General features: G+C 65.0%; 27 protein-coding genes. 19 read left to right on the forward strand and 8 right to left on the reverse strand.

Annotation, left to right across the window (positions count from 1 at the left end; translation table 11 throughout):
• Window positions 1-5: 5 nt before the first annotated feature.
• The 4 genes from QX135_RS28390 to QX135_RS28400 all read left to right on the forward strand — a co-directional run bounded on the left by QX135_RS28390 (window position 6) and on the right by QX135_RS28400 (window position 1,931).
• Window positions 6-380, forward strand: coding sequence for a type II toxin-antitoxin system RelE/ParE family toxin (locus QX135_RS28390; RefSeq protein WP_315734547.1), 375 nt, complete (start codon window positions 6-8; stop codon window positions 378-380).
• Window positions 364-687, forward strand: coding sequence for a DNA-binding transcriptional regulator (locus QX135_RS28395; RefSeq protein WP_315734545.1), 324 nt, complete (start codon window positions 364-366; stop codon window positions 685-687). The genes QX135_RS28390 and QX135_RS28395 overlap by 17 nt, the downstream gene beginning before the upstream one ends.
• A 97-nt stretch (window positions 688-784) precedes the next feature.
• Window positions 785-1,111, forward strand: coding sequence for a DUF4926 domain-containing protein (locus QX135_RS32470; RefSeq protein ID WP_409997682.1), 327 nt, complete (start codon window positions 785-787; stop codon window positions 1,109-1,111).
• A 121-nt stretch (window positions 1,112-1,232) separates the two neighbouring features.
• Window positions 1,233-1,931, forward strand: coding sequence for a GIY-YIG nuclease family protein (locus QX135_RS28400; RefSeq protein ID WP_316181622.1), 699 nt, complete (start codon window positions 1,233-1,235; stop codon window positions 1,929-1,931).
• Window positions 1,932-1,973: 42 nt separating this feature from the next.
• Here QX135_RS28400 and QX135_RS28405 read toward each other — a convergent pair whose 3' ends face one another.
• From QX135_RS28405 to QX135_RS28425, 4 genes are all read right to left on the reverse strand, one after another.
• On the reverse strand, window positions 1,974-2,309 hold the full coding sequence (locus QX135_RS28405) for a DUF1493 family protein (protein ID WP_315775460.1): 336 nt from the start codon (window positions 2,307-2,309) through the stop codon (window positions 1,974-1,976).
• A 73-nt stretch (window positions 2,310-2,382) separates the two neighbouring features.
• The gene (locus tag QX135_RS28410; protein WP_316234398.1) at window positions 2,383-2,844 is read right to left on the reverse strand and encodes a hypothetical protein; all 462 of its coding nucleotides are present in this window, start codon (window positions 2,842-2,844) and stop codon (window positions 2,383-2,385) included.
• A 441-nt stretch (window positions 2,845-3,285) separates the two neighbouring features.
• Window positions 3,286-3,486, reverse strand: a complete 201-nt coding sequence (locus tag QX135_RS28420) for a hypothetical protein (RefSeq protein ID WP_316181616.1) — start codon at window positions 3,484-3,486, stop codon at window positions 3,286-3,288.
• 175 nt (window positions 3,487-3,661) lie between these two features.
• Window positions 3,662-4,387: an MgtC/SapB family protein gene (locus QX135_RS28425; RefSeq protein ID WP_316181614.1), complete on the reverse strand. Its 726-nt coding sequence runs from the start codon at window positions 4,385-4,387 to the stop codon at window positions 3,662-3,664.
• A gap of 456 nt (window positions 4,388-4,843) precedes the next feature.
• Between QX135_RS28425 and QX135_RS28430 the strand changes: the two genes are divergently transcribed.
• Entirely contained in the window at window positions 4,844-5,848 is a 1,005-nt protein-coding gene (locus QX135_RS28430; protein WP_316181612.1) for a cytochrome-c peroxidase, read from the forward strand.
• Window positions 5,849-6,134: 286 nt separating this feature from the next.
• Here the strand turns inward: QX135_RS28430 and cysC are convergent, their stop codons facing one another.
• On the reverse strand, window positions 6,135-8,051 hold the full coding sequence (gene cysC / locus QX135_RS28435; RefSeq protein WP_315775458.1) for an adenylyl-sulfate kinase: 1,917 nt from the start codon (window positions 8,049-8,051) through the stop codon (window positions 6,135-6,137).
• 14 nt (window positions 8,052-8,065) lie between these two features.
• On the reverse strand, window positions 8,066-8,860 hold the full coding sequence (gene cysD / locus QX135_RS28440) for a sulfate adenylyltransferase subunit CysD (protein ID WP_315735681.1): 795 nt from the start codon (window positions 8,858-8,860) through the stop codon (window positions 8,066-8,068).
• 234 nt (window positions 8,861-9,094) lie between these two features.
• Between cysD and cysG the strand changes: the two genes are divergently transcribed.
• The 14 genes from cysG (at window position 9,095) to QX135_RS28510 (ending at window position 22,198) form a co-directional block, all read left to right on the forward strand.
• A complete protein-coding gene (cysG, locus tag QX135_RS28445; protein ID WP_315797049.1) occupies window positions 9,095-10,525 on the forward strand; it encodes a siroheme synthase CysG in 1,431 nt (476 codons plus the stop codon).
• Window positions 10,526-10,840 (forward strand): DUF2849 domain-containing protein, encoded by a 315-nt coding sequence (locus tag QX135_RS28450; protein ID WP_315734528.1) that lies wholly within the window; start codon window positions 10,526-10,528, stop codon window positions 10,838-10,840.
• A 10-nt stretch (window positions 10,841-10,850) separates the two neighbouring features.
• Window positions 10,851-12,506: a nitrite/sulfite reductase gene (locus QX135_RS28455; RefSeq protein ID WP_316181610.1), complete on the forward strand. Its 1,656-nt coding sequence runs from the start codon at window positions 10,851-10,853 to the stop codon at window positions 12,504-12,506.
• On the forward strand, window positions 12,493-13,011 hold the full coding sequence (locus QX135_RS28460) for a DUF934 domain-containing protein (protein ID WP_315753367.1): 519 nt from the start codon (window positions 12,493-12,495) through the stop codon (window positions 13,009-13,011). The genes QX135_RS28455 and QX135_RS28460 overlap by 14 nt, the downstream gene beginning before the upstream one ends.
• Window positions 13,008-13,733, forward strand: coding sequence for a phosphoadenylyl-sulfate reductase (locus QX135_RS28465; protein ID WP_316181608.1), 726 nt, complete (start codon window positions 13,008-13,010; stop codon window positions 13,731-13,733). Before QX135_RS28460 ends, QX135_RS28465 begins: the two co-directional genes overlap by 4 nt.
• Before the next feature lie 482 nt (window positions 13,734-14,215).
• Window positions 14,216-15,205, forward strand: coding sequence for a sulfate ABC transporter substrate-binding protein (locus QX135_RS28470; protein WP_315734518.1), 990 nt, complete (start codon window positions 14,216-14,218; stop codon window positions 15,203-15,205).
• Window positions 15,206-15,413: 208 nt separating this feature from the next.
• Window positions 15,414-16,250 carry a sulfate ABC transporter permease subunit CysT gene (cysT, locus tag QX135_RS28475; RefSeq protein ID WP_315734516.1) on the forward strand — a complete coding sequence of 279 codons (837 nt, stop codon included), beginning with the start codon at window positions 15,414-15,416 and terminating at the stop codon, window positions 16,248-16,250.
• 8 nt (window positions 16,251-16,258) lie between these two features.
• Window positions 16,259-17,167, forward strand: a complete 909-nt coding sequence (cysW, locus tag QX135_RS28480) for a sulfate ABC transporter permease subunit CysW (protein WP_315772589.1) — start codon at window positions 16,259-16,261, stop codon at window positions 17,165-17,167.
• Window positions 17,157-18,194: a sulfate ABC transporter ATP-binding protein gene (locus tag QX135_RS28485; RefSeq protein ID WP_315734512.1), complete on the forward strand. Its 1,038-nt coding sequence runs from the start codon at window positions 17,157-17,159 to the stop codon at window positions 18,192-18,194. The genes cysW and QX135_RS28485 overlap by 11 nt, the downstream gene beginning before the upstream one ends.
• 450 nt (window positions 18,195-18,644) lie before the next feature.
• On the forward strand, window positions 18,645-19,160 hold the full coding sequence (locus QX135_RS28490; RefSeq protein ID WP_315734510.1) for a CAP domain-containing protein: 516 nt from the start codon (window positions 18,645-18,647) through the stop codon (window positions 19,158-19,160).
• Between the two features lie 139 nt (window positions 19,161-19,299).
• Complete coding sequence (locus tag QX135_RS28495) at window positions 19,300-20,475, forward strand: patatin-like phospholipase family protein (protein ID WP_316181605.1); 1,176 nt, start codon at window positions 19,300-19,302, stop codon at window positions 20,473-20,475.
• Window positions 20,476-20,479: 4 nt separating this feature from the next.
• On the forward strand, window positions 20,480-21,271 hold the full coding sequence (locus tag QX135_RS28500) for a 3-hydroxybutyrate dehydrogenase (RefSeq protein WP_315772584.1): 792 nt from the start codon (window positions 20,480-20,482) through the stop codon (window positions 21,269-21,271).
• A gap of 113 nt (window positions 21,272-21,384) precedes the next feature.
• The gene (locus QX135_RS28505; protein WP_315713865.1) at window positions 21,385-21,636 is read left to right on the forward strand and encodes a SemiSWEET transporter; all 252 of its coding nucleotides are present in this window, start codon (window positions 21,385-21,387) and stop codon (window positions 21,634-21,636) included.
• Window positions 21,637-21,646: 10 nt separating this feature from the next.
• Window positions 21,647-22,198: an RNA 2'-phosphotransferase gene (locus QX135_RS28510; protein WP_315772582.1), complete on the forward strand. Its 552-nt coding sequence runs from the start codon at window positions 21,647-21,649 to the stop codon at window positions 22,196-22,198.
• 30 nt (window positions 22,199-22,228) lie between these two features.
• Here QX135_RS28510 and QX135_RS28515 read toward each other — a convergent pair whose 3' ends face one another.
• Window positions 22,229-22,888, reverse strand: coding sequence for a L,D-transpeptidase (locus tag QX135_RS28515; RefSeq protein ID WP_315734502.1), 660 nt, complete (start codon window positions 22,886-22,888; stop codon window positions 22,229-22,231).
• A 175-nt stretch (window positions 22,889-23,063) separates the two neighbouring features.
• Window positions 23,064-24,440 (reverse strand): lipopolysaccharide biosynthesis protein, encoded by a 1,377-nt coding sequence (locus tag QX135_RS28520; RefSeq protein WP_316181602.1) that lies wholly within the window; start codon window positions 24,438-24,440, stop codon window positions 23,064-23,066.
• Window positions 24,441-24,501: the final 61 nt, after the last annotated feature.

The raw sequence follows: 24,501 nt of genomic DNA on the forward strand, positions 1-24,501 counted from the left end.
AAACCATGGCTGGCCAATTCAAGCGAGTTTTCAAAACCGCATGGTTCTCGAAGGCGGCACGCAAGGCTCGTATCAGGGACATCGAGCTCTGCGAGGCCGTCGAGGCAGTCATCAAGGGCCAGGCTGACGATCTGGGAGGTGGGGTCTTCAAGAAGCGTCTGAACAAGAACATGCACCGGAGCATCATCCTCGCCAAGAGCGGTCGATACTGGATCTACGAATATCTATTCGCCAAGAAGGATAGAGCGAACATCGACGATGATGAGCTGGAAGACTTCCGAACTCTCGCAAAGAGCTATGCCGCATTGAATAGCGCACAACTCGCGCAACTCCTGGCGGACGAAGACTTGGTGGAGATCTGTCATGACGAAAAAAAATAGGTTCAAGAGCGACCTCTCGGAAGCGCTTCATTCGTCCGCCACGATGCTTCACAAAGTCGGCGCGCTCGACAAGGCGACGATGCGGGACTTCGATTCCCGTCATCTAGCCGTCGCCAGTGAAATGAAGCCTGCTCAGATCAAGCGGCTCCGTGAGGCCAACAATGTCAGTCAGCCGGTGTTCGCCCGATATCTCAATACGAGCGAAAGCACCATCGAGAAATGGGAGACTGGAGCCAAGCGGCCGAGCGGCATGGCGCTCAAGCTGCTGACAATCGTCCAGAAGCACGGGTTGAAGATCCTCGCCTGATGCAGTCAGTACCTCGTGGCGGGCGGCTAAACCAGCGTGAACGGGGCGATATATAGGTCTGGCCTTCGGTATCGCTGTTGCTGATACGGAGCTACACGTGTTCCGCACTTTCCGAGCCTGCCTTGCGAGCCTCCGGCGGCGGAAGCGGCTGTTCAGGGAGTACGACGTCGTTCGTCTTCGGAGGTTGGTGCCAACCATACCTCTTCCGATCGGCGCGCAAGGTACCATCGTGATCGATCATCGTTCCAGGCCGCCGGCATATCTGGTCGAGTTCTTTTCTGACGGAGAGCATGCCGGGCTTTATGACGTCGTGCCTGAGGACATCGAGTTGATGATCCCATACGAAGGATGGTTCGTGAAGGGGAGCCCGCGTGAGCTCTCGCGACACGCGGTGCCTGCTCGAAGTGATTGGCGACTGAAATGATCGGCGCGCGTCGTCTCGCCGGCTCTACGGTCTGTGGAGTTTGCAGCGCAATCTTGCTTACTCAAGCGGGCCTCAAATAGAGTATTCTCGCAGCAGACTCGATAAATCGTAGAAATTGACAATGCGCGCCAGAATCTCGAGTGAAATAAAGAGACTTGCGGAGGCTAACGGCGGTCAGGCTCCAGGTGTTCGCGCGTTCGAGAGCGCAACCGGCATTACCGAGGGGACTTGGCGCGGCCTGTATTGGGCTCGTTGGAGTGATGCCCTAGCCGAGGCTGGCTACGCGGCGAACAAGTTTCAAGGTAAGTCTGAGGCCGATCATATTCTGGCGAGCTTCGTGGAAGCGGCCCGATACTATAAGCGGCTGCCGACCATTATGGAAATTCGGATGTTCAGGCGGCAGCGCGAGGACTTCCCGAACGAGAAGACAATCCACTCTTATTTTGGATCAAAAGAGGGATTGATCTCGAACCTCAGGGCATGGTTGGAGGGCAGGCCGGGATACGACGATATCGTCCAGATGCTCGGCCAGAAAGTGGAGGCCGAAACTCCGACCAACTCGAGGGAAGGTCTAGTTTATCTCATAAAATCCGGTACCCACTACAAAATTGGCCGCAGCGATGAATTGGAACGCCGAGTCAAAGAAATTCGTATCGCTCTTCCCGAAGCCGCAACGCTTGTTCACTCGATCCGCACCGATGATCCCGCAGGCATCGAGGCATATTGGCATCGTCGCTTCGTAGACAAGCGAGCGAACGGTGAGTGGTTTAAGCTGACTAACGCGGACGTAGCGGCGTTTAAGAAGCGAAGATACCAGTAGCGCATCATCGTCAGGCACTGGATGTCGCCCCGTTCATCCCGGCTACGCGCCGTTGTGAGGCCACCGCCTAAGCCGTGCCGCCTCGACCGGCATTCCGATCGTCAAGGGCTGCCGTAGGTGGCGCAAGCTGAGAAGCCGTAGGACAAACCCGGTCAACGTGAAGCCCTCCGGTCCAAAATGACGGTCGAACGCGAAGTCGGGCAGGTCGACTTCGAACTGCCGTTGAAATGCAAGCAGGAATTCGCGCGCATCCTCGCCGTCCACGCCGAGGTCGCGGGCGACGTCGGTCTCGTCGAAGAGCGGCCTGCGCGTCGTCGTCTGCGCCGCGACGAACTGCAGGACGGATTGACGGAGCAGGTCTGTTGTCTGTTGCATCATCTCGTGCCTGACTCTGCATGCTGCCACGCGCCGACTGCCAAAGTCGCTTTTGCCCTCCTACGCAACAATGGATCTATGCCCACGCCATCCCAATCACGATGGCCGGACCGTCGCTTTCCTTGTTGGATCCCTTGGTCACGGGCCTCCGGACGCTTGTGCCGCGCTCGCGCCGATGCCGGCCATCCAAGCGGCGCGCCGCTGTCGCCAGGCTGTTCGCCAGGCGTCCGATCGACGCGGTCGCCTGCTTGATGAGAAACAGGATCGTCGTGAGGCGGCTGAGGATGCCGACCAGGAGCAGGACGGAGAAGACATCGATATAGGCCAGGATATCGCCGACCAGCATCAATTCGGGCGGGATCGGAATGCTGTGATAATAGGCCAGACCGAGGATGATGACCGGCAGGAAGGCGATAATCCGCCTCAGCGTCAGCCGGTCCAGGAAGGCGGCCAGCTGGACAACGAAAACGTCCCACAACCAGTCGCCGAGGAGGGCAGGCTTGTCGATCGTCCATCTCCGCCATAGCGTTTTCCACATCGATCCGCTCCGCATGCAAGGTAGGCCAAGCACCCTTCAATATAGCATGAGTGCCCACCATGTTTCGCCGGTTTGAGATGGTGGGCACGCGCCGCCTGCCCGCACCGCGTTGTCCGCCCTACGGACGCAAGAGATCGCAGGTGTTTCGCTGAATGAATGGCAAGCCATCTTTCCTTCGTCCGCGCGAAGGCTATCCAACGAGCTTGTCGTAGTCGGCATGGGAGCCGATCCAGAACCATAAGTAGCCGTCATCGATCTCGGTCGCGAGGGCTCGGTGGCGTAGTCCGACCCGAGCGGACCAGAACCGTCCGACCTTCTTGAACTGGAGTGAAGGGTGACGTGGATCGCGTTTCAGAGGCTCGAAATTCTGATCGGCGAGCCTTTTGATGGCTTCAGGCAGCAACTCGTAGGCCGCCCAAGATTTTGGAGATGCGAAATGGGTCACAATGGCCGGGAGCGGCCAGCCCAGTGCGCCGCAAGAGCTTCGTCCGCCAAGGCGTCGAGTTTCCCGGTATGAGCATCACGCTCGATCGCAGCATCGAATGACGCAGCATCGAACCGTTCGAACCACGCGCGAAAGCGCGCGAGTTCGTCTGGATTGAGCTGTTGGACGGCCTTTTCGATCTCTTCGGCGGTTGTCATGATGGAAACATAGCACTGAACATCGAAGCCGAAAAAGTGGCGGCCCGATGGGACCAGAAATCGGCTTCGAGGGATCGCGTTGTCGAATGTGACGCAGGCGTGTTGCTTGAGCGTGCCGCGATACGGCAGGACCGGTCCCGGATCTCGCCGAGCTCATCCCGGCTACGCGCGACCCTCACGCTCTTGATGGCGCCAAGCGGAATTCGACGACGTCTTCGGCGCCCGAGAGGTCGCGCGCCATCGTTGCGGTCTCGAACCGGCCGGCGGCCTGCAGCACGAGCTCGAAATGGAATTGCCGCTTCGCCTCGCTGTATTCGTAGCACCAGTCCAGCACGTCGAAGCCATAGGCCCGCATGCATTCGCGCAGTTCGGCCTCGCTCGGTTGCAGGCCATGGCGATAGACGACCGACAGCGACAGCGTGGTCTGATGCGGCAGCCATTGTTCGACCTTGCCGAGCAGGGTCATCGCGGCCAGGGACAGTGCCGTGGCGCAAAGCGCGGTGCCGTAGAAGCCGATGCCGATGATGATGCCGATCGCCGATGTCATCCAGATCGAGGCGGCCGTCGACACGCCGCGGATGGTGAAGCCGTCCTTGATGATGACGCCGGCGCCGAGGAAGCCGATGCCGGTCATCAGGCCCTGGATCACGCGCGTCGGATCGGAGACGGTCGGCGACACCGCCATGCCGCCATACCAGCTGCCGGGAAAGCCGTTGATCGCCGTCAGCAAGGTCGATGCGACGCAAACCAGCGCGTAGGTCCGCATGCCGGCCGCGCGTCCGTGATAGGTGCGCTCGTAGCCCAGCAGCAGGCCGACGGCTGCTGCACCCATCAGGTGCAGCAGCAGAATCCCGTTCGTCTCCAGTTCTGCCCTCGACCAATAGGCCGCCAGATGCTCCATCCTGCGCCTCGACAGCGTTGCTGCGCGTGCCGTGAACTGTGCGGATCAAGTGCTAATTTCTGCTTGCAGATCGTACGGCGGCCCCATGGGCAGGCTTAGGGTCCAAGAGCGAACCGGCGCACTCCTCCGTAGTTCTTCGGGGAGAAGGTGACCACGCTTGGCTGCGGCTGTCGCTCTGCTCGCCGATGTCGCGCGTGACGTCACGAGGCCGAATTTGAGCCAGGCTGCGGGCGGCACCTCGGGTGAGGTGTGTGCGGTCGACGATGTCGATCAAGCCGGGGTCGATGTCCCTCTCGCGCAAGATGGCGGGACCTGCTCGCCATGAGACGTGGTCAGGCCGGCACGATGCTGTCGCTCGATCCCGCCCGCGCCGATTCATTGCCCCCGCACAGTCCCACTTCGGACGTAAAAGCTATCGATAACTACTTGCATCTAGCGGGGTGGGGGAGGCGCATCATGTCGTTCACTGGGCTGCGGTCGGTCGTCCTGTGTCTCGGTCTGCTCGCCTTGCCCGCCCTAGCAGCCGACAAGTCGACAGCACCGTACCTGCACGCGGCTGAGAGAAACGCGGCTCCGTACAAGCCGACCCTGCTGCAGATGCTGGTGGCCGCGTTGAAGCCGAGATCCGTCCACGCGGCCGAGCCCGCCCACAAGCCCAGGGTCAGGCACGCTGCAACCACAGCAAGGAGGCCGAAGGCCCCGCCCGCCGCTGCAGCGATGGAGCCGGCCGTGGCGCCGCCCACCACGGTCGGCGCCGCCGCGACTCCACCTGCACCCCTCTCCGAGGCGGACCCCGCCGCGAAGGGGCTAGCGCTGTTCAACGACGTGGGCCTGTCGGACGGTGGCAAGGCGTCCTGCGCCACCTGCCACTTCTCGACCGGGCATACCAACAACAAGACCTATGTCGGGCTCGACGTCGTCGCCGACGGCGACCCCAACGGCAGGAATACGCCGACCCTGTGGGGCGTCGGCGAGCGCTCGGTGTTCGGCTGGGCCGGGCAGGCGGCGACCTTGGAAGACAGCATTCGCGGCATCATCGTCAACCGCATGAAGGGGCCGGAGCCGTCGAAGGAGACGCTGGCGGCGCTGGTCGCCTATGTGCGGACGCTGAACTATCCGGTGAACTGGCAGGTCAAGGACGACGGCACGCCGAGGGACGATGCCAGCGCGGCCGTGAAGCGCGGCTATGAGCTCTATGTCGGCGATGGCGGCTGCGGCACCTGCCACGTGCTGCCGAGCTTCGACAAGAAGAGCCGCGACGACATCGGCACCGGCGGCAAGTTCAAGGTGCCGACCCTGCACGCGGTGGCGTCGACGGCGCCGTATTTCCACGACGGCCGCACCGCCTCGCTGCGCGACGCGGTCAAGCTGATGTGGGAGGTCTATGCCAAGAAGATGGATTCGCGGCTGCCGACCGACGCCGAGCTCGACGATCTCACCGCCTATGTCGGCGCGCTGTAGCGTGGCACTGACAAGAAGCTGACGGTCGCGTCTTCACAGTCATTCCGGGCGATTGGCAATGCGAAGGCGCGAAGCGGCTTCGCATTGACGATCGAACCCGGAATCTCGAGCTTGTTAAGAATGGACGCAAGACAATGTCGAGATTCCGGGTTCAAGGCCTGCGGCCTTGCCCCGGAATGACAGTGCGTATCACGAGCCTGACAGGCAAACGTGAGAGGCTTGATTATCTGCCAACCCTGTCATGGACCGTGTGTGCGCGGTCCATGATCATGCAGTGACGACGCAATCAGATGTTGGCACCGAGATCGGCGATGTCGTCGAACAGCACTGATGTCCGCGACAGCAGCGCCTCGAGCTCGTCGGTGGCGTCCGCAATCCCGCGCGTCGCGGTGTCGATCACCAGCTCCGCATCGAGCGGCGGCTCGTAGTCGGTGCCGATGCCGGTGAAGTTCTGCAGATTGCCGGCGCGGGCCTTGGCGTAGTGGCCCTTGGGGTCGCGGCTCTCGCAGATCTCGGCGGCCGTCGCGACATAGACCTCACGGAACAGGTCGCCGGCGACGCGACGGGCGGCCGCGCGGTCCTCGCGCGCGGGCGACACGGCGGCCACGATCGCGATGTGGCCGTTGCGAGCGAGATGGGTCGCGACCTCGGCGAGGCGACGGATGTTCTCGGCGCGGTCCTCCGGCGTGAAGCCGAGATCCTTGTTGAGGCCGGCGCGGACGGTGTCGCCGTCGAGCAGCACGGGCGCGCCGCCGCGGCCGAACAGCCGCCGCTCCAGCGCACGCGCCAGCGTCGACTTGCCGGCGCCGGGCAGGCCGGTCATCCACACCACCGCGCCCTTGTGGCGGTAGCGGTCGGCGCGCTCCTGTGGCTGCAGCGCCGATTCCACCGGCATGATGTCGACCGGCGCGGCGCGCTTGCCGGCGTCGACCGTGAGCACCAGACCGCCGCCGGCGATGCGGCCCTGGACCTCGATGACGAGGCGGCCGGTGCGGGCGTTCTCGGCGTAGGGATCGATGGCGACCGGTTGTGTCAGTGCGATCTCGATCTCGCCGACATGGTTGCGCGCGATCGCGGCATTCTGCTCGTTGGACAGCGAGCCTGGATCGACCGCCTTCTCGATCGCGACCACGCTGCCGCGCGCCTCGCGGGTGCCGAGCCGCACCAGGATGCTGTCCCCCTTGGCGAGCGGCTGGTCGTGCAGCCAGAAGATGCGCGCGTGCAGGCGTCGAGCCGCCTGCGGCTCGCGGCCGACATGGGCGATGACGTCGCCGCGCTCGATGAACAGCTCGCGGTCGAGCGTGATGCCGACCGAGCGGCCGGCGCCCTGCGGCGCCGTCACCGGCGTCTGCGGCCAGCCCTCGACGGTCTTGATCTTGGCGATCTTGCCGGCCGGCATGATCACGATCTCGTCGCCGGTCTTGAGCTCGCCAGCCTCGACGCGGCCGGCGACGATGCGACGGTCGTCGAACTTGTAGATCGCCTGCACCGGCAGGCGCAGCGGCAGGCTCGACAGCGGCTTTGCCGGCTCCAGGCCATCGAGCGCCTCGACCACGGTCGGGCCGCCATACCAGCCGATCCGCGAGGTCAGCTGGGCGACGCCGTCGCCGTCGCGCGCCGAGATCGGAATGATCGCGACCGGCTCGACGCCGAGGCCCTCGAGATGCGCGGAGATCTCGGCCTTGATCGTGTCGAAGCGCTCCTCGCTGAAATCGACGCGGTCCATCTTGTTGACGACGACCGCCACCTGCTTCACGCCGAGCAGATGCAGCAGATAGCCGTGGCGCCGGGTCTGGTCGCGCACGCCTTCGAGCGCGTCGATGATCAGCACCGCGCCGTCGGCCTGCGAGGCGCCGGTGATCATGTTGCGCAGGAATTCGGCGTGTCCCGGCGCGTCGATCAGCACGACCTCGCGCGCATTGGTGCGGAAGCGGATCTGGGTGGTGTCGATGGTGATGCCCTGGTCGCGCTCGGTCTGCAGCGCATCGAGCAGGAACGACCATTCGAACGGCATGCCGCGGCGGGCCGAGACGGCCTGCAGCATTTCGAGCTTGCCCTCGGGCAGGCTGCCGGTCTCATGCAGCAGGCGGCCGACCAGGGTCGACTTGCCGTGGTCGACATGGCCGACGATCACGATGCGGACCTGCGGACGGGTGGTGCCGTTCGGCGTGGCGGGGGCGGCTGACGGGACTCGCATGTTCATCGCCTCGTCCCCGCTCACAGATAGCCGGCGACGCGAAGCCGCTCGAAGGCGTCCTCGGTCTCGTGGTCGAGCGCGCGGCCGGCGCGCTCCGGCACCTTGGTGCTTTCGAGCTCGGCGAGAATCTCGGGGATGTTGGAGGCGTTGGACGCCACCGGGAAGGTGATGTCCTGATCGCCGAGCGAGCGGTAGCGCTTGCCGTTCCTGGACAGATAGAGCGGAATGATCGGGATGTTCTCGCGCGCGGTGTAGGCCCAGATGTCGGCCTCGGTCCAATGCAGGATCGGATGGATGCGCAAGTGAGCGCCCTGCGGCGGCGAGGCGTTGAAATGATCCCAGAACTCAGGTGGCTGATCGCGCACGTCCCAATGGCCTTCGGCGCCGCGCGGCGAGAACACGCGCTCCTTGGCGCGCGTCGCTTCCTCGTCGCGGCGGATGCCGGCGATCAGGCCGTCGAAGCCGTGCTTGGCGAGCGCCATCTTCAGGCCTTCGGTCTTGCGCGCAGCCGAGCGGGCCGCGGGGGGCAGGGTCGGATCCACCGCGTCGATCGGCGGGCACGGCTCGACCTTGAGATCGAGGCCCCATTCCTTCGCGTAGGTGTCGCGGAAGGCGTACATCTCCGGAAACTTCTTGGCCGTGTCGACATGCATGGCCGGAAACGGCACACGGCCGAAGAACGCCTTGCGCGCCAGCCAGATCATGACGTTGGAATCTTTTCCGAGCGACCAGAGCAGCGCGAGCTTCTTCAGCCGTGCAAAGGCCTCGCGGAGAATGTAAATGCTCTGCGCCTCGAGCTGATCGAGATGATCCATGGTCGGCGCGGCGCTGAGGACGCGCGGCATGGAAGATGCTTGCTCGATCTCGGAGGAGGGCAACCGATCTCTGGAAACGTCGTTGGTAAGAATGTGCATGCTATCAGCCATCGCCTGCTTGGGAGAAAATTCTATGGCGAAGCCAAGGAATAATTTTCTCTTTACGTGTGCGGCGTGACACTTATATAGAAAATAATTCCAGTCAACCCCGAAGAGTCGAAACCGAAGAGCGCGATGCAATATCTGCCGGTGTTTCTCGATCTGAAGACCGGCCCCGTGCTGCTGATTGGCGCGGGCGAGCTCGTGCGCGCCAAGCTTCGCGTGTTGCTGTCCGCGGGCGCGCGCATCCGCTGGTTCGCCACCGACGGCGACTTCGATCTCGCGGGTCTGCGCGATGAGCACGGCCAGATCGAGCGCGCCGAAGGCGACCCGCTGAGCGCCGATCTCACTGGCGTCATCGCCGTGCTGTGCGCGGGCGCCGGCGACATCGGCGTTGCGATGTCGGCGCGGGCACGCAGCGTTGGTCTGCCCGTCAACGTGATGGACGATCTCGCGCATTCCAGCTTCATCTTTCCGGCGATCGTCGATCGCGGCGACGTCGTGGTGGCGATCGGCACCGGCGGCTCCTCGCCCGTGGTGGCACGCCGCGTGCGCGAGCGCATCGAGGCGCTGCTGCCGGCGCGGATCGGCGAGCTCGCGAGCTTCATCGGCGACTTCCGCAGGACCATCAATCCGCTGATCACCGAGATGCCGCTGCGCCGCCGCTTCTGGGAGCGCATCGTCGACGGCCCGATCGGCGCGCTGGTGCTGGCGGGGCGCAAGCACGAGGCCGCGGCGGCGCTGCATGGCATCGCCGATCCGACCGCGTTCGCGGGCGCGGATCATGCGGGCCGCAGCGAAGGCCATGTGACCCTGGTCGGTGCGGGCCCCGGTGATCCGGACCTGCTGACGATCAAGGCGCTGCGCGCGCTGCAGGATGCCGACGTCGTGTTCTATGACGAGCTGGTCACGCCCGAGATTCTCGACCGCATTCGCCGCGACGCTTCGCGCGTGCCGGTCGGCCGCCGCGTCGGCAAGCCCGGCATCGGCCAGGATGCCGTCAACAGGCTGCTGATCGAGGCGGCGCGCGACGGCAAGCGCGCGGTGCGTCTCAAGGGTGGCGATGCCTACGTGTTCGGCCGCGGCGGCGAGGAGGTCGACGCGCTGCGCAACGCCGGCGTGTCCTACACGATCGTGCCCGGCATCACCGCCGGCCTCGGTGCCGCCGCGCAGTTCGAGGTGCCGCTGACCTTCCGCAGCAAGGCGCTGCGCATCACCTTCCTCACCGCGCACAAGGAGCGCGATGCCGAGGCGGTGGACTGGTCGGCGCTGACGGACATCAAGATGACGGTCGTGGTCTACATGGGCATGACGGCCGCGCCTGCCGTGCGCACCGGGCTCCTCGCCGCCGGCCGCTCGCCGCAGACGCCGGTCGGTGTGTTCGCCAAGGTCACGCGCCCCGACGCGCAGGCCGTGGTCGGCACCTTGGATCAACTGCCTGACCTCGTGGCCAAGATCGATGGCGGTCCGGCCATTCTCATCATCGGTGATGTCGTGGCGCATTCGGCGCCGTGGCGTCAGCAGAACCTCAGTGGCGTGATCGCAAAACTCCTGGAACCCGTCTGAATGACCTCTCCGCTGCAACAGAAGATCAAGATCACCGGTCCCTCGATCATCACCGCGAACCGGACCTGGGACGGCGCGGTGATCTACCGCACCGGCACCAAGAGCTGGTCGGATGAGCTGAGCGATGCTGCGATCGTGCGCACCGCCGACGAGGCACGTACGCTGTTGTCGGAGGCGGTGGCCGACGATCTCGGCGCGATCGGTCCCTATATCGCGCCGGTCGAGGTTGGCACCGACGGTGCGGTCAAGCCCGGCAATATGCGCGAACACATCCGGCTGACGGGCGCCACCATCGCGCTCCCGGCTCAAGCCTGAAGGCTCTCTCATGTACGCTTATGACGAAATCGATCGGACCCTGGTCAACGAGCGCGTCGCCGAATTCCGCGACCAGGTGAAGCGGCGCCTGTCGGGCGAGCTCTCCGAAGACGAGTTCAAGATGCTGCGGCTGCAGAACGGCGTCTATCTGCAGCTCCACGCCTACATGTACCGCATCGCCATTCCCTACGGCACGCTGTCGTCGAACCAGTTGCGCCGGCTGGCCCATGTCGCGCGCCGCTATGACCGCGGCTACGGCCACTTCACGACGCGGCAGAACATCCAGTTCAACTGGATCAAGCTCGCCGAGCTGCCCGACGCGATGGCCGACCTTGCGGAAGTGGGCATCCAGTCGATGCAGACCTCCGGCAACAACATGCGCAACGTCACCTCCGACCAGTGGGCCGGCGTGGCGCCGGGCGAGATCGAGGATCCGCGCATCTGGGCCGAGCTCTTGCGCCAGTTCACGACCCTGCATCCGGAATTCTCGTTCCTGCCGCGCAAGTTCAAGATCGCGATCACGGCGTCCGAGCATGACCGCGCTGCGATCAAGATCCACGACATCGGCCTGCGTCTGCTCAAGAACGCGCAGGGCGAGACCGGCTTCGAGGTGCTGGTCGGCGGCGGTCTCGGCCGCTCGCCGTTCATCGCCAAGACCATCAAGTCGTTCGTCCATGGCCACGACATCCTCAGCTATGTCGAGGCCATCCTGCGCGTCTACAACCAGTACGGCCGCCGCGACAACATCTACAAGGCGCGCATCAAGATCCTGGTGCACGAGCTCGGCATCGAGAAGTTCGCGTCCGAGGTCGAGGAGGAGTGGCAGCAGATCCGCGACGGCGTGCTCAAGCTCGATCAGGGGATCATCGAGGATATCCGCTCGCGCTTTTTCTATCCGGCCTACGAGACTCTGCCGCACATGCCGGAGGAGCTGAAGCAGGCCGCGCACGATCAGAAGTTCGAGGCCTGGCGCAAGAACGCGGTCTTCCCGCACAAGGCGCAGGGCTATGCGATCGTGGTCGTGTCGCTGAAGCCGGTCGGCAAGCCGCCGGGCGATGCGACCGCCGACCAGATGGATGCGCTTGCCGAGATCGCCGACAAATATTCGTCCAGCGAGATCCGCGTCGGTCATGAGCAGAACCTTGCGTTGCCGCACGTGCGCAAGCGCGATCTGCCGGCGGTGTGGAAGGCGCTCGAGGCGATCGGCCTCGCCATCCCCAACGTCAATCTCGTTTCCGACATCATCGCCTGCCCGGGGCTCGACTACTGCTCGCTGGCGAACGCGCGCTCGATCCCGATCGCGCAGGAGATCACGCGCCGCTTCGCCAATCACGACACGGCGAATTTGATCGGCCGGCTGCACATCAACATCTCCGGCTGCATCAATGCCTGCGGCCATCACCATGTCGGCCACATCGGCATCCTCGGCGTCGAGAAGAACAACGAGGAATTCTATCAGATCACCATCGGCGGCCGCGCCGATGAGGGCGCCGTGCTCGGCACCCTGATCGGACCCGCGGTGCCCTATGCCGAGGTCGCCGACGTCGTCGAGGACATCGTCGAGGCTTATCTTGCGCTGCGCGCGAGCCCTGAGGAGCTGTTCGTCGATACGGTGAAGCGGCTCGGGGTCGAACCATTCAGGGAGCGGGTTTATGCCACTCGTTAAGGGCGGACACATCATCGCGGACGCGTTCGTCCGCCTCACCGACGATGCCGAGCTGCCGGCGCAGGGCGCGATCCTCGTCTCGGAGACGCGCTTTCTCGCCGGCCCGGACGCGCTGGTCAGCCGCAGCGGCGGCAAGCTCGGCGTGATCTGGCCGAACAATCGCGACGTCGACGATCTCGTGCCCTATCTCGATCGGCTCGCGCTGATCGCGCTGGTGTTTCCGAGCTTCCGCGACGGTCGCGCCTACACCCAGGCGCGCCTGCTGCGCGAGCGCTATGGCTATCGCGGCGAACTGCGCGCGACGGGGCAGGTGCTGCGCGACCAGTTCGTGTTCATGCTGCGCGCCGGCTTCGATGCCTTCGAGGTCAAGAAGCAGGCGGATGCCGAGGCCTTCACCGAGACCGTGAAACGCTATTCGGTGTTCTACCAGCCGACCGGCGACGGCCGTATCTCGGCGCTGCATCAGCGCCTGCAACTGCGCCATTCGGAGAGTGCCGGGCTGTGAGCACGCTGGCTGCATCGCCTTCGGTTGCGGAGATCCCGGTCGCGGCGCTCGACGCCACGCTGCGCACGGCCGCACCACATGAGGTCATTGCCGCTGCTCTCGAGGCGATCGGTCGCGAGCGGCTGGCGGTGGTGTCGTCGTTTGGAACGGAGTCGGCGGCGCTGCTGAAGGTAACGGCCGACGTTGATCCGGCGATCCCGGTGATCTTCCTCGACACCGGGCACATGTTCGCGGAGACGCTGGCCTATCGCGACCAGCTCATCGACGTGCTCGGCCTGCGGGACGTGCGCTCGATCAAGCCCGACGCCGCGGCGCTGGCGCGCGAGGATGCCGACAACGAGTTGTGGTTCTCCGATCCCGACGCCTGCTGCCGCATCCGCAAAGTCGAGCCGCTGGCACGCGCGCTGGCGCCGTTCGCAGCCTGGATCAATGGCCGCAAGCGTTTCCAGGGCGGACTACGTGCGGCCATCCCGGTCGTCGAGCAGGACGGCGCGCGCGTGAAGTTCAATCCGTTTGCGAACGTGACGCGAGAGGACATCGCCGAAATCTACCGCTCGGCCAACCTGCCGCAGCATCCGCTGGTCGCCTCCGGCTTCCGCTCGATCGGCTGCATGCCCTGCACCAGCCGTTCGGACTCCGGCGAGGACGACCGTGCCGGGCGATGGCGCGGCCGCGGCAAGACGGAGTGCGGCATCCACACGGTGGCGACGTCGTCGGTGTAGGCTGCATGCGGCCATGAACATCGTGTTCGTGGAGAAGGACAGCGCGGATATCGAACGACGTCCTTGGCCTCGCGGACTGCTTCCACCCCTCATCCTGAGGAGCCCGCCCCGAGGCGGGTGTCTCGAAGGATGAGGCCCGGACCACCTCCGCCGACGGCACTCCAGCCGTGCGTCTTCAACACCGCCACACGCTCCCACTCAGGGGGTGCATTCCGTGGTGAGAACAAGCGATGAACAAAGTCAAGCGCGATCGGGTGTCATGCGAGTTGGATCACGCCCATTCGCTGTGCTTCGCGCCCTCACGACGACAATGTGTCGCGGCGAAGAACAGCCATCCCATTGCGCCCCGCTTCGTAGCACAATGCCCATGTCCGGCCGGAAACAAGAGAATCCGGTTTCGTTGACTCTGAACCGCACATCCGGCGATCTGCAGTGCGCGCCTGCAGCATTGCGGGCTTTGGTCAAGGGAATGGAGAGCTTGGATGATGCGGCGTGTTCTGGCTGTTGTCGCGGGCCTGGCATGGGCGGGGTCGGCCGTTGCTGCCGACGTAAACCTGCTCAACGTGTCCTACGACCCGACCCGCGAACTCTATGTCGAGTTCAACAAGGCGTTTTCAGCCGCCTACCAGAAGGAGACCGGCAAGAGCGTCGAGGTCAAGCAGTCCCATGGCGGCTCCGGTGCGCAGGCCCGCAGCGTGATCGACGGCCTGCAGGCCGATGTCGTGACGCTGGCGCTCGCCTATGACATCGACGCGATCGCGGGCAAGGGTCTGCTCGACAAGGAGTGGCAGAAGCGGCTGCCGCAGAATGCCTCGCCCTATACGTCGACCATTGTCTTCCTGGTCCGGAAGGGCAATCCCAAGGGCATCAAGGATTGGGACGATCTGCTCAAGAAGGGCGTCGAGGTGATCACGCCCAATCCGAAGACGTCCGGCGGCGCGCGCTGGAACTATCTCGCCGCCTGGGGCTATGCGCTGAAGAAGTTCGGCTCGGTCGACAAGGCCAAGCAGTTCGTCGGCGACCTCTACCAGCACGTCCCTGTGCTCGACACCGGCGCCCGCGGCGCCACCGTGACCTTCGTGGAGCGCGGTGTCGGCGACGTCCTGCTCGCCTGGGAGAACGAGGCCTATCTGGCGCTGCGCGAGTTTGGCAAGGACAAGTTCGAGATCGTCGCCCCGCAGCTGTCGATCCTGGCCGAACCACCAGTTGCGGTGGTCGATTCGGTGGCCGATAGGAAGGGCACGCGGAGTGTGGCTGAATCCTACCTGAAATACTGGTATACAAAGGAAGGTCAGGAAATTGCCGCACGCAACTCCTACCGTCCGCGGGATCCCGAGGTCGCCAAGAAGTACGAGGCGGCCTTCGCCAAGGTCGAGCTGTTCACCATCGACGAGGTGTTCGGCGGCTGGACCAAGGCCCAGAAGGAGCATTTTGCGGAAGGCGGTATCTTCGATCAAATCTACAAGAATTGATCGAATCGGAAGGAACGAGTTGGTGGCAGCCGGTCTGATACGGCTTCGAGACAGTAAGGCAACAAGCTGGCGTTGCGGCGATCTGCGACATTGCGCATGAGACGCTGTCCCCGGTCTCGATTTGCCGAGACGAGGCTGGGGGCGGCGGGCGGACACCACAATCGATTCAAGCCCATCGACACCGATCATCAACGGACCAGGCCTTTTTTTGAACGTACTTGCACCACGTCGCAGCACCTTGCCGGGCTTTGGTCTCACCATGGGACTGACGCTGACCTGGCTGTCTCTGATCGTCCTGATTCCGCTTGCGGGGCTGTTCGTCCGCTCGACCGATCTCAGCCTCGACCAGTTCTGGGACATCGTCACCAGCCGGCGCACGTTGAGCGCACTCAAGATCTCGTTCGGCCTCGCCTTCGCCGCAGCCTGCGTGAATCTCGTGATGGGCACCATCGTCGTGTGGGCGCTGGTGCGCTACCGCTTTCCGGGGCGCCGACTGTTCGACGCGATCGTCGACGTTCCGTTCGCGCTGCCGACGGCAGTGGCCGGCGTGGCACTGACTGCGCTGTTCACCCAGAAGGGCTGGCTCGGCGCGCCGCTCGCCGCGATGGGGATCAAGGTGGCGTTCACGCCGCTCGGCATCTTCGTCGCGATGATCTTCATCGGCATCCCCTTCGTCGTCCGCACGGTGCAGCCGGTGCTGATCGATCTCGATCCGGAGATCGAGGAGGCGGCGGCGAGCCTCGGCGCCGGGCGCTGGCAGATCGTGACCCGCGTGATCCTGCCGAGCCTGACGCCGGCGCTGCTCACAGGCTTCGCACTCGCCTTTGCACGCGCGGTCGGCGAGTACGGATCGGTGATCTTCATTGCCGGCAATCTGCCGAACGTCTCCGAGATCGCGCCGCTGCTGATCGTGATCCGGCTGTCCGAATTCCGCTACGCCGATGCCACCGCGATCGCGGTGGTCATGCTCGTCGTGGCGTTCCTGATCATCTTTGCCGTGAACCGGTTGCAGCGCTGGGCGCAGAGCCGGGCGCCCTTGAACTAGGACCCGACATGAGCGTGGAGATGACCCTGCAGGCGCCGTCCGTGGCATCGTCCGCGACCAGCCCGCGCCTGGCGCAGGCCGGCCGCCCCGATCCGCGCACCGAGCCGCGCCTGGTCCGCATCGTCATCACGACGCTGGCATTGGCGTTCCTGTCGGTGTTCGTGGTGCTGCCGCTGATCGTCGTGTTCGTGGAAGCGTTCGGCAAGGGCATCGCTGCCTATTTTATCGCGCTTGCCGACGCCGAGGCGTGGGACGCAATCCGCCTGACGCTGCTGGTGGCGCTGGTCTCGGTCGGCACCAATCTCGTGTTCGGCCTGTGCGCCGCCTGGTCGATCGCCAAGTTTGACTTTCCGGGCAAGACGTTCCTGATCACCCTGATCGATCTGCCGTTCTCGGTGAGCCCGGTGATATCGGGCCTCGTGTTCGTGCTGCTGTTCGGCGCGCAGGGGTTCTTCGGTCCGTGGATGCAGAGCCATGGCCTGCAGATCCTGTTCGCCTTTCCCGGCATCGCGCTGGCCACCGTGTTCGTGACCTTCCCGTTCGTTGCGCGCGCGCTGATCCCGCTGATGCAGGAGCAGGGCACGCAAGAGGAGGAGGCGGCGATTTCGCTCGGCGCGTCCGGCCTGCAGACGTTCTTCCGCGTCACCTTGCCGAACATCAAATGGGGCGTGCTGTATGGCGTGCTGCTCTGCAACGCGCGCGCGATGGGCGAGTTCGGCGCCGTCTCGGTGGTGTCCGGCCATATCCGCGGCGAGACCAATACGATGCCACTGCTGGTCGAGATCCTCTACAACGAATACCAGATGGTCGCCTCGTTCGCGATCGCCTCGCTGCTGGCGATGCTCGCGCTGATCACGCTGGTCGTCAAAACCGTCCTCGAACGGCAACTCGATGAGGGAGGTCAGCATGACCATTGAAGTCAGGGGTGTCGTCAAGACATTCGGCACGTTCAAGGCGCTCGACGGCGTCGATCTCAAGGTCGCCGACGGCGAATTGCTGGCGCTGCTGGGCCCGTCCGGGTCGGGAAAAACGACCTTGCTGCGGATCATCGCCGGGCTGGATTGGCCTGATGCCGGCGAGATCCTGTTCGACGGCGAGAGCGCGCTCGATCGCGGCGCGCGCGAGCGCCATGTCGGCTTCGTGTTTCAGCACTACGCGCTGTTCCGGCACATGAACGTGTTCGAGAACGTCGCCTTCGGCCTGCGCGTGCAGCCGCGCCGCGTCCGCAAGAGCGAGGCGGAGATCCGCGCGCGCGTGAAGGAGCTGCTGGATCTCGTCCAGCTCGACTGGCTCGCCGATCGCTATCCGAGCCAGCTCTCCGGCGGCCAGCGCCAGCGCATCGCGCTGGCGCGTGCGCTCGCCATCGAGCCGCGCATCCTCTTGCTCGACGAGCCGTTCGGCGCGCTCGACGCCAAGGTGCGCAAGGAGCTGCGGCAATGGCTGCGCACCTTGCATCACTCCATCAACGTCACCTCGATCTTCGTCACCCACGACCAGGAGGAGGCGCTCGAGGTCGCGCATCGCGTGGTGGTGATGGACAAGGGCCGGATCGAGCAGGTCGGCTCGCCGAGCGACGTCTACGACGCGCCGGCGACGGCGTTTGTCCACGGCTTCATCGGCGAGTCGATCATGCTGCCGGTCGAGATCACCGGCGGCGCGGTGCATCTCAAGGGACGCCCGCTCGATCTCGCGGCCGAGGGCGCGGCGGCCGGGGCCTCCACCTTGTTCGTGCGCCGCCATGACATGGTGATCGGTCCGGCCGGCAGCGGAACGCTGGACGGCGACATCACTCATGTCCGCAGCTTCGGCCCGGTGCAGCGCGCCGAAATCGCGCTGGCGGAGGGCGTCGCGACGATCGAGATCGACGCCCCGCGTGACCGCGAGCTCAGGATCGGCGAGCGGGTCGGACTGAAGCCGCGGCATTATCGGATCTTTGCGGGGTGAGGGCGCGTGGCCGCGTGGGCCGCGGCCAGCTCGATCCGGCGATATATGCCGCGAGCTCCGAGCACTTGCAGCTCTGAGCCGTAGACCTCAACCAAAAAAAACCAGTGTCGTCCCGGACAAGCCCGACAGCGCGTAGCGTTGGCGGCGGCCGATCCGGGACCCATACGCCGTGACGTCCGTTGTTGAGCCCGCTCGACCGGCATCGCGTCTCGCCACGACCGCCGCGGCGTCTGGGTCCCGGTGCGACACTAAAGTTGTGGCGCCGTCCTTGGCTTGATCACTCGGAGGGTCCGCGCCCCACAGCGCTTGACCGCGTGGACGTTATGGTTGACGAACCGTTGCCGGCAGGAATGGCCGCAATTGTCGCGGTGGAACTTACCTCCGATTCACCTTTCAGCCACGGTTGATGTGCAACAACCCGCCTCTCTCGTCGGCATAGGGACTGGTTCATTGAAGCATCTGGCACTCGCTCTCTCCGTTGCATTCCTGCTCGCCGGCTGCGCGGCTGAGACGCCGGTGGTGCAGGCGCCGACCATGTATGCCGACATGGCGGTCGCGGGCGCGAAGCTCGATGCTGTCGCTGCCGCGACGATGATCTCGCAATACCGCCAGAACAACGGGCTCGGCATGGTCGAGGTCGATCCCGAGCTGATGCGGCTCGCGGAATCGCAGTCGCAGGCCATGGCCGACAAGAACAAGCTGGATCATGACGTGCGCGCCCCGCTGGCGAAGCGCCTGACCGGTGCCGGCTATGACGCTGTCGTCGCGGTCGAGAACGTGTCGGCCGGCTATCACACGCTGGCGGAAGCGTTTTCCGGCTGGCGCGACTCGCCGCCGCATCGCGCCAACATGCTGAAGAATGGTGTCACAAAAATAGGCATCGCAGCGAGCTATGCTCCGAATACCAAGTACAAAGTGTTCTGGACCATGATCCTAGCCGCGCCGGACGGCAAGAAGCCCTCCTGACAGGCAGGGCTGCCGCCGCCCTGCGCAGGCCGCGCGCGCGGCGCTCGCGCGAGTCAGGGCCGACGTAGCCCTTGGGGCGGATTGACGTCACCGCGAAGTGACGCCACGTTGGCGCCTTGCTTTGCTAATGACCGCAGTAATGACGCAACATCCATTTCCCCCGCTGCCTGCAACCCCCAGCGAATCGCAACGTGTCCTCGTCCTGCAGGGCGGCGGCGCGCTCGGCTCCTATCAGGCCGGCGCCTATCAGGCGCTGTGTCATTTCGATTTCGAGCCGGAATGGGTCGCCGGTATCTCGATCGGCGCCATCAACGCCGCGATCATCGCCGGCAACGACCGGGACAAGCGCATCGGCCGTCTCAAGGAATTCTGGGAGATGGTGTCGTCGCCGGTGCCGTGGAAGCCGCTGCTCAATGGCGATCATCACCGCTCGGCCTTCAATGAGGTCAGCGCCGGGCTGATCGCAGCGTTCGGCGTGCCCGGCTTCTTCACGCCGCGCTTTCCGCCGGCGCCGCTGTGGCCGTCCGGCACGCCGCAATCGGTCAGCTATTACGACACCGCGCCGCTCAAGCGGACCCTGGAGCGGCTGGTCGATTTCGACCGCATCAACAATCTGAAGACACGCCTCTCCGTCGGCGCCGTCGGCGTCACCACCGGCAATTTCACCTATTTCGACAATGTCGAACTCAAGAAGCAGGGCAAGCGGATCGGACCCGAGCACATCATGGCGTCTGGCGCGCTGCCGCCGGGCTTCCCGCCGGTCGAGATCGACGGCGAGCATTATTGGGACGGCGGCATCGCCTCCAATACGCCGCTGGACTACGTTCTCGACACCGAGACCGATCGTGATCTCCTGATCTTCCAGGTCGATCTGTTCTCTGCACGCGGCGATCTGCCGAGGACGCTGCTGGAGGCTGCCGAGCGCGAGAAGGACATCCGCTATTCCAGCCGGACGCGAATGAACACCGACAAGAACCGCATGATCCACAACACGCGCAAAGCGCTGCGCGAGCTCTATGCCAGGCTGCCGGACGAGCTGCGCAACGATCCGTCGCTCGAGATCCTGTGCAAGGCAGCACAGGAGAACACCGTCACGGTGGTGCACCTGATCTACCGCAGCAAGAGCTACGAGAGCTCGTCGAAGGACTACGACTTCTCCCATGTTGCGATGGTCGAGCATTGGGAGGCGGGCGTTCGCGACGTCCACCAGTCGATGCATCATAAGGACTGGCTGGAGCGGCCGCAGTCCGGCGAGACCATGGTCACCTACGATCTCACGCAGGACGGCAGTCTCGCTGCCGCCAAGAAGGAGTGAAGCAATGACGACGAACCTCAAGGGCAAGACCGCGGTCGTGACCGGCTCCACCAGCGGCATCGGGCTCGCTTATGCCCGCGCCTTCGCGTCGGCCGGCGCCAACATCGTCCTCAACGGCTTCGGCGCCCCCGCCGACATCGAGAAGGAGCGCGCGGCGATCGAGAGCGACTACAAGGTCAAGGCCGTGCACTCGCCGGCCGACATGAGCAAGCCGGCCGAGATCGCCGGCATGATCGCGCTCGGTGAGACCACGTTCGGCTCGGTCGACATCCTCGTCAACAATGCCGGCATCCAGTTCGTCTCGCCGGTCGAGGACTTTCCGCCGGAGAAGTGGGAGCAGATCATCGCGATCAATCTGTCGTCCGCGTTCTACGGCATCCGTGCCGCGGTGCCCGGCATGAAGAAGCGCGGCTGGGGCCGCATCATCAACACCGCCTCGGCACACTCGCTGGTCGCATCTCCGTTCAAGTCGGCCTATGTCTCGGCCAAGCACGGCATCGCCGGCCTCACCAAGACCGTGGCGCTCGAGCTCGCGACCTTCAAGATCACCTGCAACTGCATCTCGCCGGGCTATGTCTGGACGCCGCTGGTGGAGAAGCAGATTCCGGACACCATGAAGGCGCGCAACCTCACCAAGGAGCAGGTCATCAACGATGTGCTGCTGGCGGCGCAGCCGACCAAGGAGTTCGTGACCTCCGAGCAGGTCGCGGCGCTGGCGCTGTTCCTGTGCGGCGACGATGCGGCGCAGATCACCGGCACCAACCTCTCGATCGACGGCGGTTGGACTGCGGCGTAACGATCGCAGAGAGCGCTGAACGAGGCACCAGTTTCGCGCCGAGGCGGGTTTCGCTTCGGCGCGGTCCATTCTACAAGCGTGCGTTTCCACGACCAGCGCACGGACCCCTGACCTTGCTGACCACGATCATCGGCCTCGGCGCCGCCATCTGCACCACGAGCTCGTTCCTGCCCCAGGTCATCAAGGCCTGGCGGTCGCGCTCGACCCATGACATCTCGATGGGCATGTTCGTGCTGCAGACCACCGGCAACTCGATGTGGCTGCTCTACGGCGCGCTGATCAGCGACCTGCCGCTGGTCGTCGCCAACGCGATCACGCTGGGCTTGGTGGCCGCGATCCTCGGCCTGAAGCTGCGCTACGGCTAGGATGCAGACGATGGCCTTCGATCCGGTCCGCTTGAGCAAGTTCCTCAGTCTCGTGCTGCGCCACCAGCCAGATGCAATCGGCTTGGTGCTGGATGCGCAGGGCTGGGCGATCATCGATGATCTGATCGCGCGCGCGGCGGCGGCGGGGACCGTCCTCAGCCGGGCCGATCTGGAGCAGGTGGTTGCGACCAGCGACAAGAAGCGCTTCACGGTCTCGCAGGACGGGCAGCGCATTCGGGCGGCGCAGGGACATTCGGTGGCGGTGGAGCTTGGCTTGACCCCGCGCGAGCCGCCCGCCGTGCTGTATCACGGAACGGCGACGCGCTTCGTCGAAGCGATCATGGCAGAAGGCTTGAGGCCGCAGTCACGCCAGCAGGTGCATCTGTCTTTGGATGAGGCGACGGCCGTCAATGTCGGGCGCCGGCACGGCGAGCCCATCGTGCTGCGCGTCGATGCCGCAGCGATGCATCGGGATCGCTTGAAGTTCTTCGTTGCGGACAACGGCGTCTGGCTGACCGACCACGTGCCTCCGGAGTACCTGAGCGTCGACCCCGCGCCGTAACCCGCGCGCGCGTCGCAGAACGTCGCGATATCAGCTGCGGCGCGCGAACACGCTCGCGGTGGTGGACGCGACGCTCTGTCCCGGCGGCAGCACGACCACGGTCGATCCGAGTTGGACGTGATTGTAGAGGTCGGCGACGTCGGTGTTGGTCATGCGGATGCAGCCGGACGAGATCGCCTGGCCGATATATTCGGGCTGGTTGGTGCCGTGGATGCGGTACAGGGTGTCCTTGTTGCCCTCGTAGAGATAGATCGCGCGGGCGCCGAGCGGATTGGCCGGGCCGCCGGCGACGCGCTTCGGATACGGCCCGAGGCGCGCCTGGATGTCGGCGGTCGGAACCCAGTCCGGCCATTCGGCGAGCTTGCCGACCGTGGCGACGCCGGAGAAGGCCATCGCCTCCTCGCCGACGGCGACGCCGTAGCGGACCGCCTTGCGGTCGGGCAGCACGTAGTACAGGAACCGCGCGTCGGTATCGACGACGATCGTGCCCGGCTGTTCCTGCCGGGTGTATTCGACGATGTGGCGCTGGAACTGTTGCGGAATCTGCGCCTCGGCATAGGGGGCGTGCGCAAGCAACTGGCGGTCGCGCGGCGTCAACGCCGCATCGGTCGATGGCGACAGCGTCGCTTCCATGCAGCCGGCCAGCATCAGGGTTCCGGCCAGCGAGAGTGCGACCCCCAGTCTCGACATCTCATTCTCCCCCAGCGCGCGATCAAGTCACCTGCCCGGAGGATCGCGCCAATATCAAGGCGTTGCACCCAACACTTGCGTGATCGCCGCGCGGGACGAGGTGGGGCGGCATTGCGCTCGCAGTTCCGACAAGGCGAGGCCAAGATGACGCAACAGATGCGTCAACATGGTTCCCTCAAGATGCCTTGCCGAAGGCGAGGACGTGCAGCCCGAGCCGCTGCTTGACGATGCGGAACAGCAGCACGGTCTCGAAGGCCAGCGACAGCGAGGTCGCGGCCGCGGCGCCGTAGCCGCCGAACTGCGGAACCAGCAGGATGCAGAGCACGAGGTTCATGACGAAGGCCGCCGCATAGGCCATGGCGCAGGCGCGCTGCTGGCCCAGCATGTTCAACAGTCGCTCCACCGGACCGATCGCCGACCGCACGACGAGGCCGATCGCGGCGATGAACATGATGTCGTAGCCGGCGGTGAACTGCGCGCCGAACAGAAACAGCAGCGGCTTGCCGAGCGCGAGCAGCACCAAGGTCGCCGCGAGCGACGGCCAGAATGTCCACTTGATCGCATGCGCGACATAGGCCGACAGCCGCGCTTTGTCGCCGAGCGCGTGGTACTCGGCGAAGCGATGCGCCGTCGTCGCCGACATCGCGTAGTGGATGAACGACACCAGCGCGAGCGTCTTCACCACGGCGAAATAGATCCCGACCTCCTCCGAGGAGCGGAATTGCTGCAGCACCAGCACGTCGGTGTAGGACAGCAGCAGGTAGAAGCTCTCGACCAAGAGGATCGGCAGCGAGATCGCGAGCCAGCCGCGGAGATCATATTGTCTGGGGCCCGGCTCGATGTGGCGGCCGAGCCTATGGTTCAGCACCAGCATCTGGCCGAGCATCGCGAGCCACACTGCCGCCGCGCTCGCGGCCATCGCCGCGGTGGCGCCGAGATCGAGGCCGAGCACGAAGGCGCCCGCCGTGAAGCCGATGATCAGCGTCTGGCGGATGATGAATTGCGGCATCAGCCCGAGCGTCATCCAGTCGTGCGAGCGGGCGATGCCGTCCTGGGTGTTGGCAACGACGAAGGCGGGCAGGGTCAGGCAGCCGAGATAGAGCGGCACGCGCTCGCTGGCGTCGATCCAAGGCGACAGCAGCGCGATCAGGCCTGCAAGCAGCAGCGCCGCTGCAGTGGACGTCGCCAGCGTCAGCCAGCGTCCGCCGGAGAGGAAGCCGCGCAGCAGCGCCTGCTGGCCCGCGGTGCGGTAGTCCGGAATGATCTTCTGCGCCGAGGAGGCGATGCCGACATCCAGCATGCTGCCGAGCAGCAGCACCCAGGTCCAGACATAGACGTAGGTGCCGTAGTCCGAGCCGCCCATCCAGCGCGCGAGCAGGATCTGGCTGAGATAGGCGAGGCCCGCGCTGAGCACGCGGATCAGGAAGATGGTGCCGGCCAGGCGGCGCGTCAGCGACGCCTCGCCGCTGCCGCCGAGCGCAGCCAAGCGCGCCTTCAGCCGGCCTGCGAGGCCGGTCGATGCGGGGGCGTTGCGGGCATCCATCACGGCCACGGCGGGGTCCGTCTCCACGGCCGCGCGGATGGCGGCGATGCTGCTTCCTTATCAACGCAAC

It is taken from the genome of Bradyrhizobium sp. SZCCHNR1098 (genome assembly GCF_032489375.1).
Taxonomy (GTDB): Bacteria; Pseudomonadota; Alphaproteobacteria; order Rhizobiales; family Xanthobacteraceae; genus Bradyrhizobium.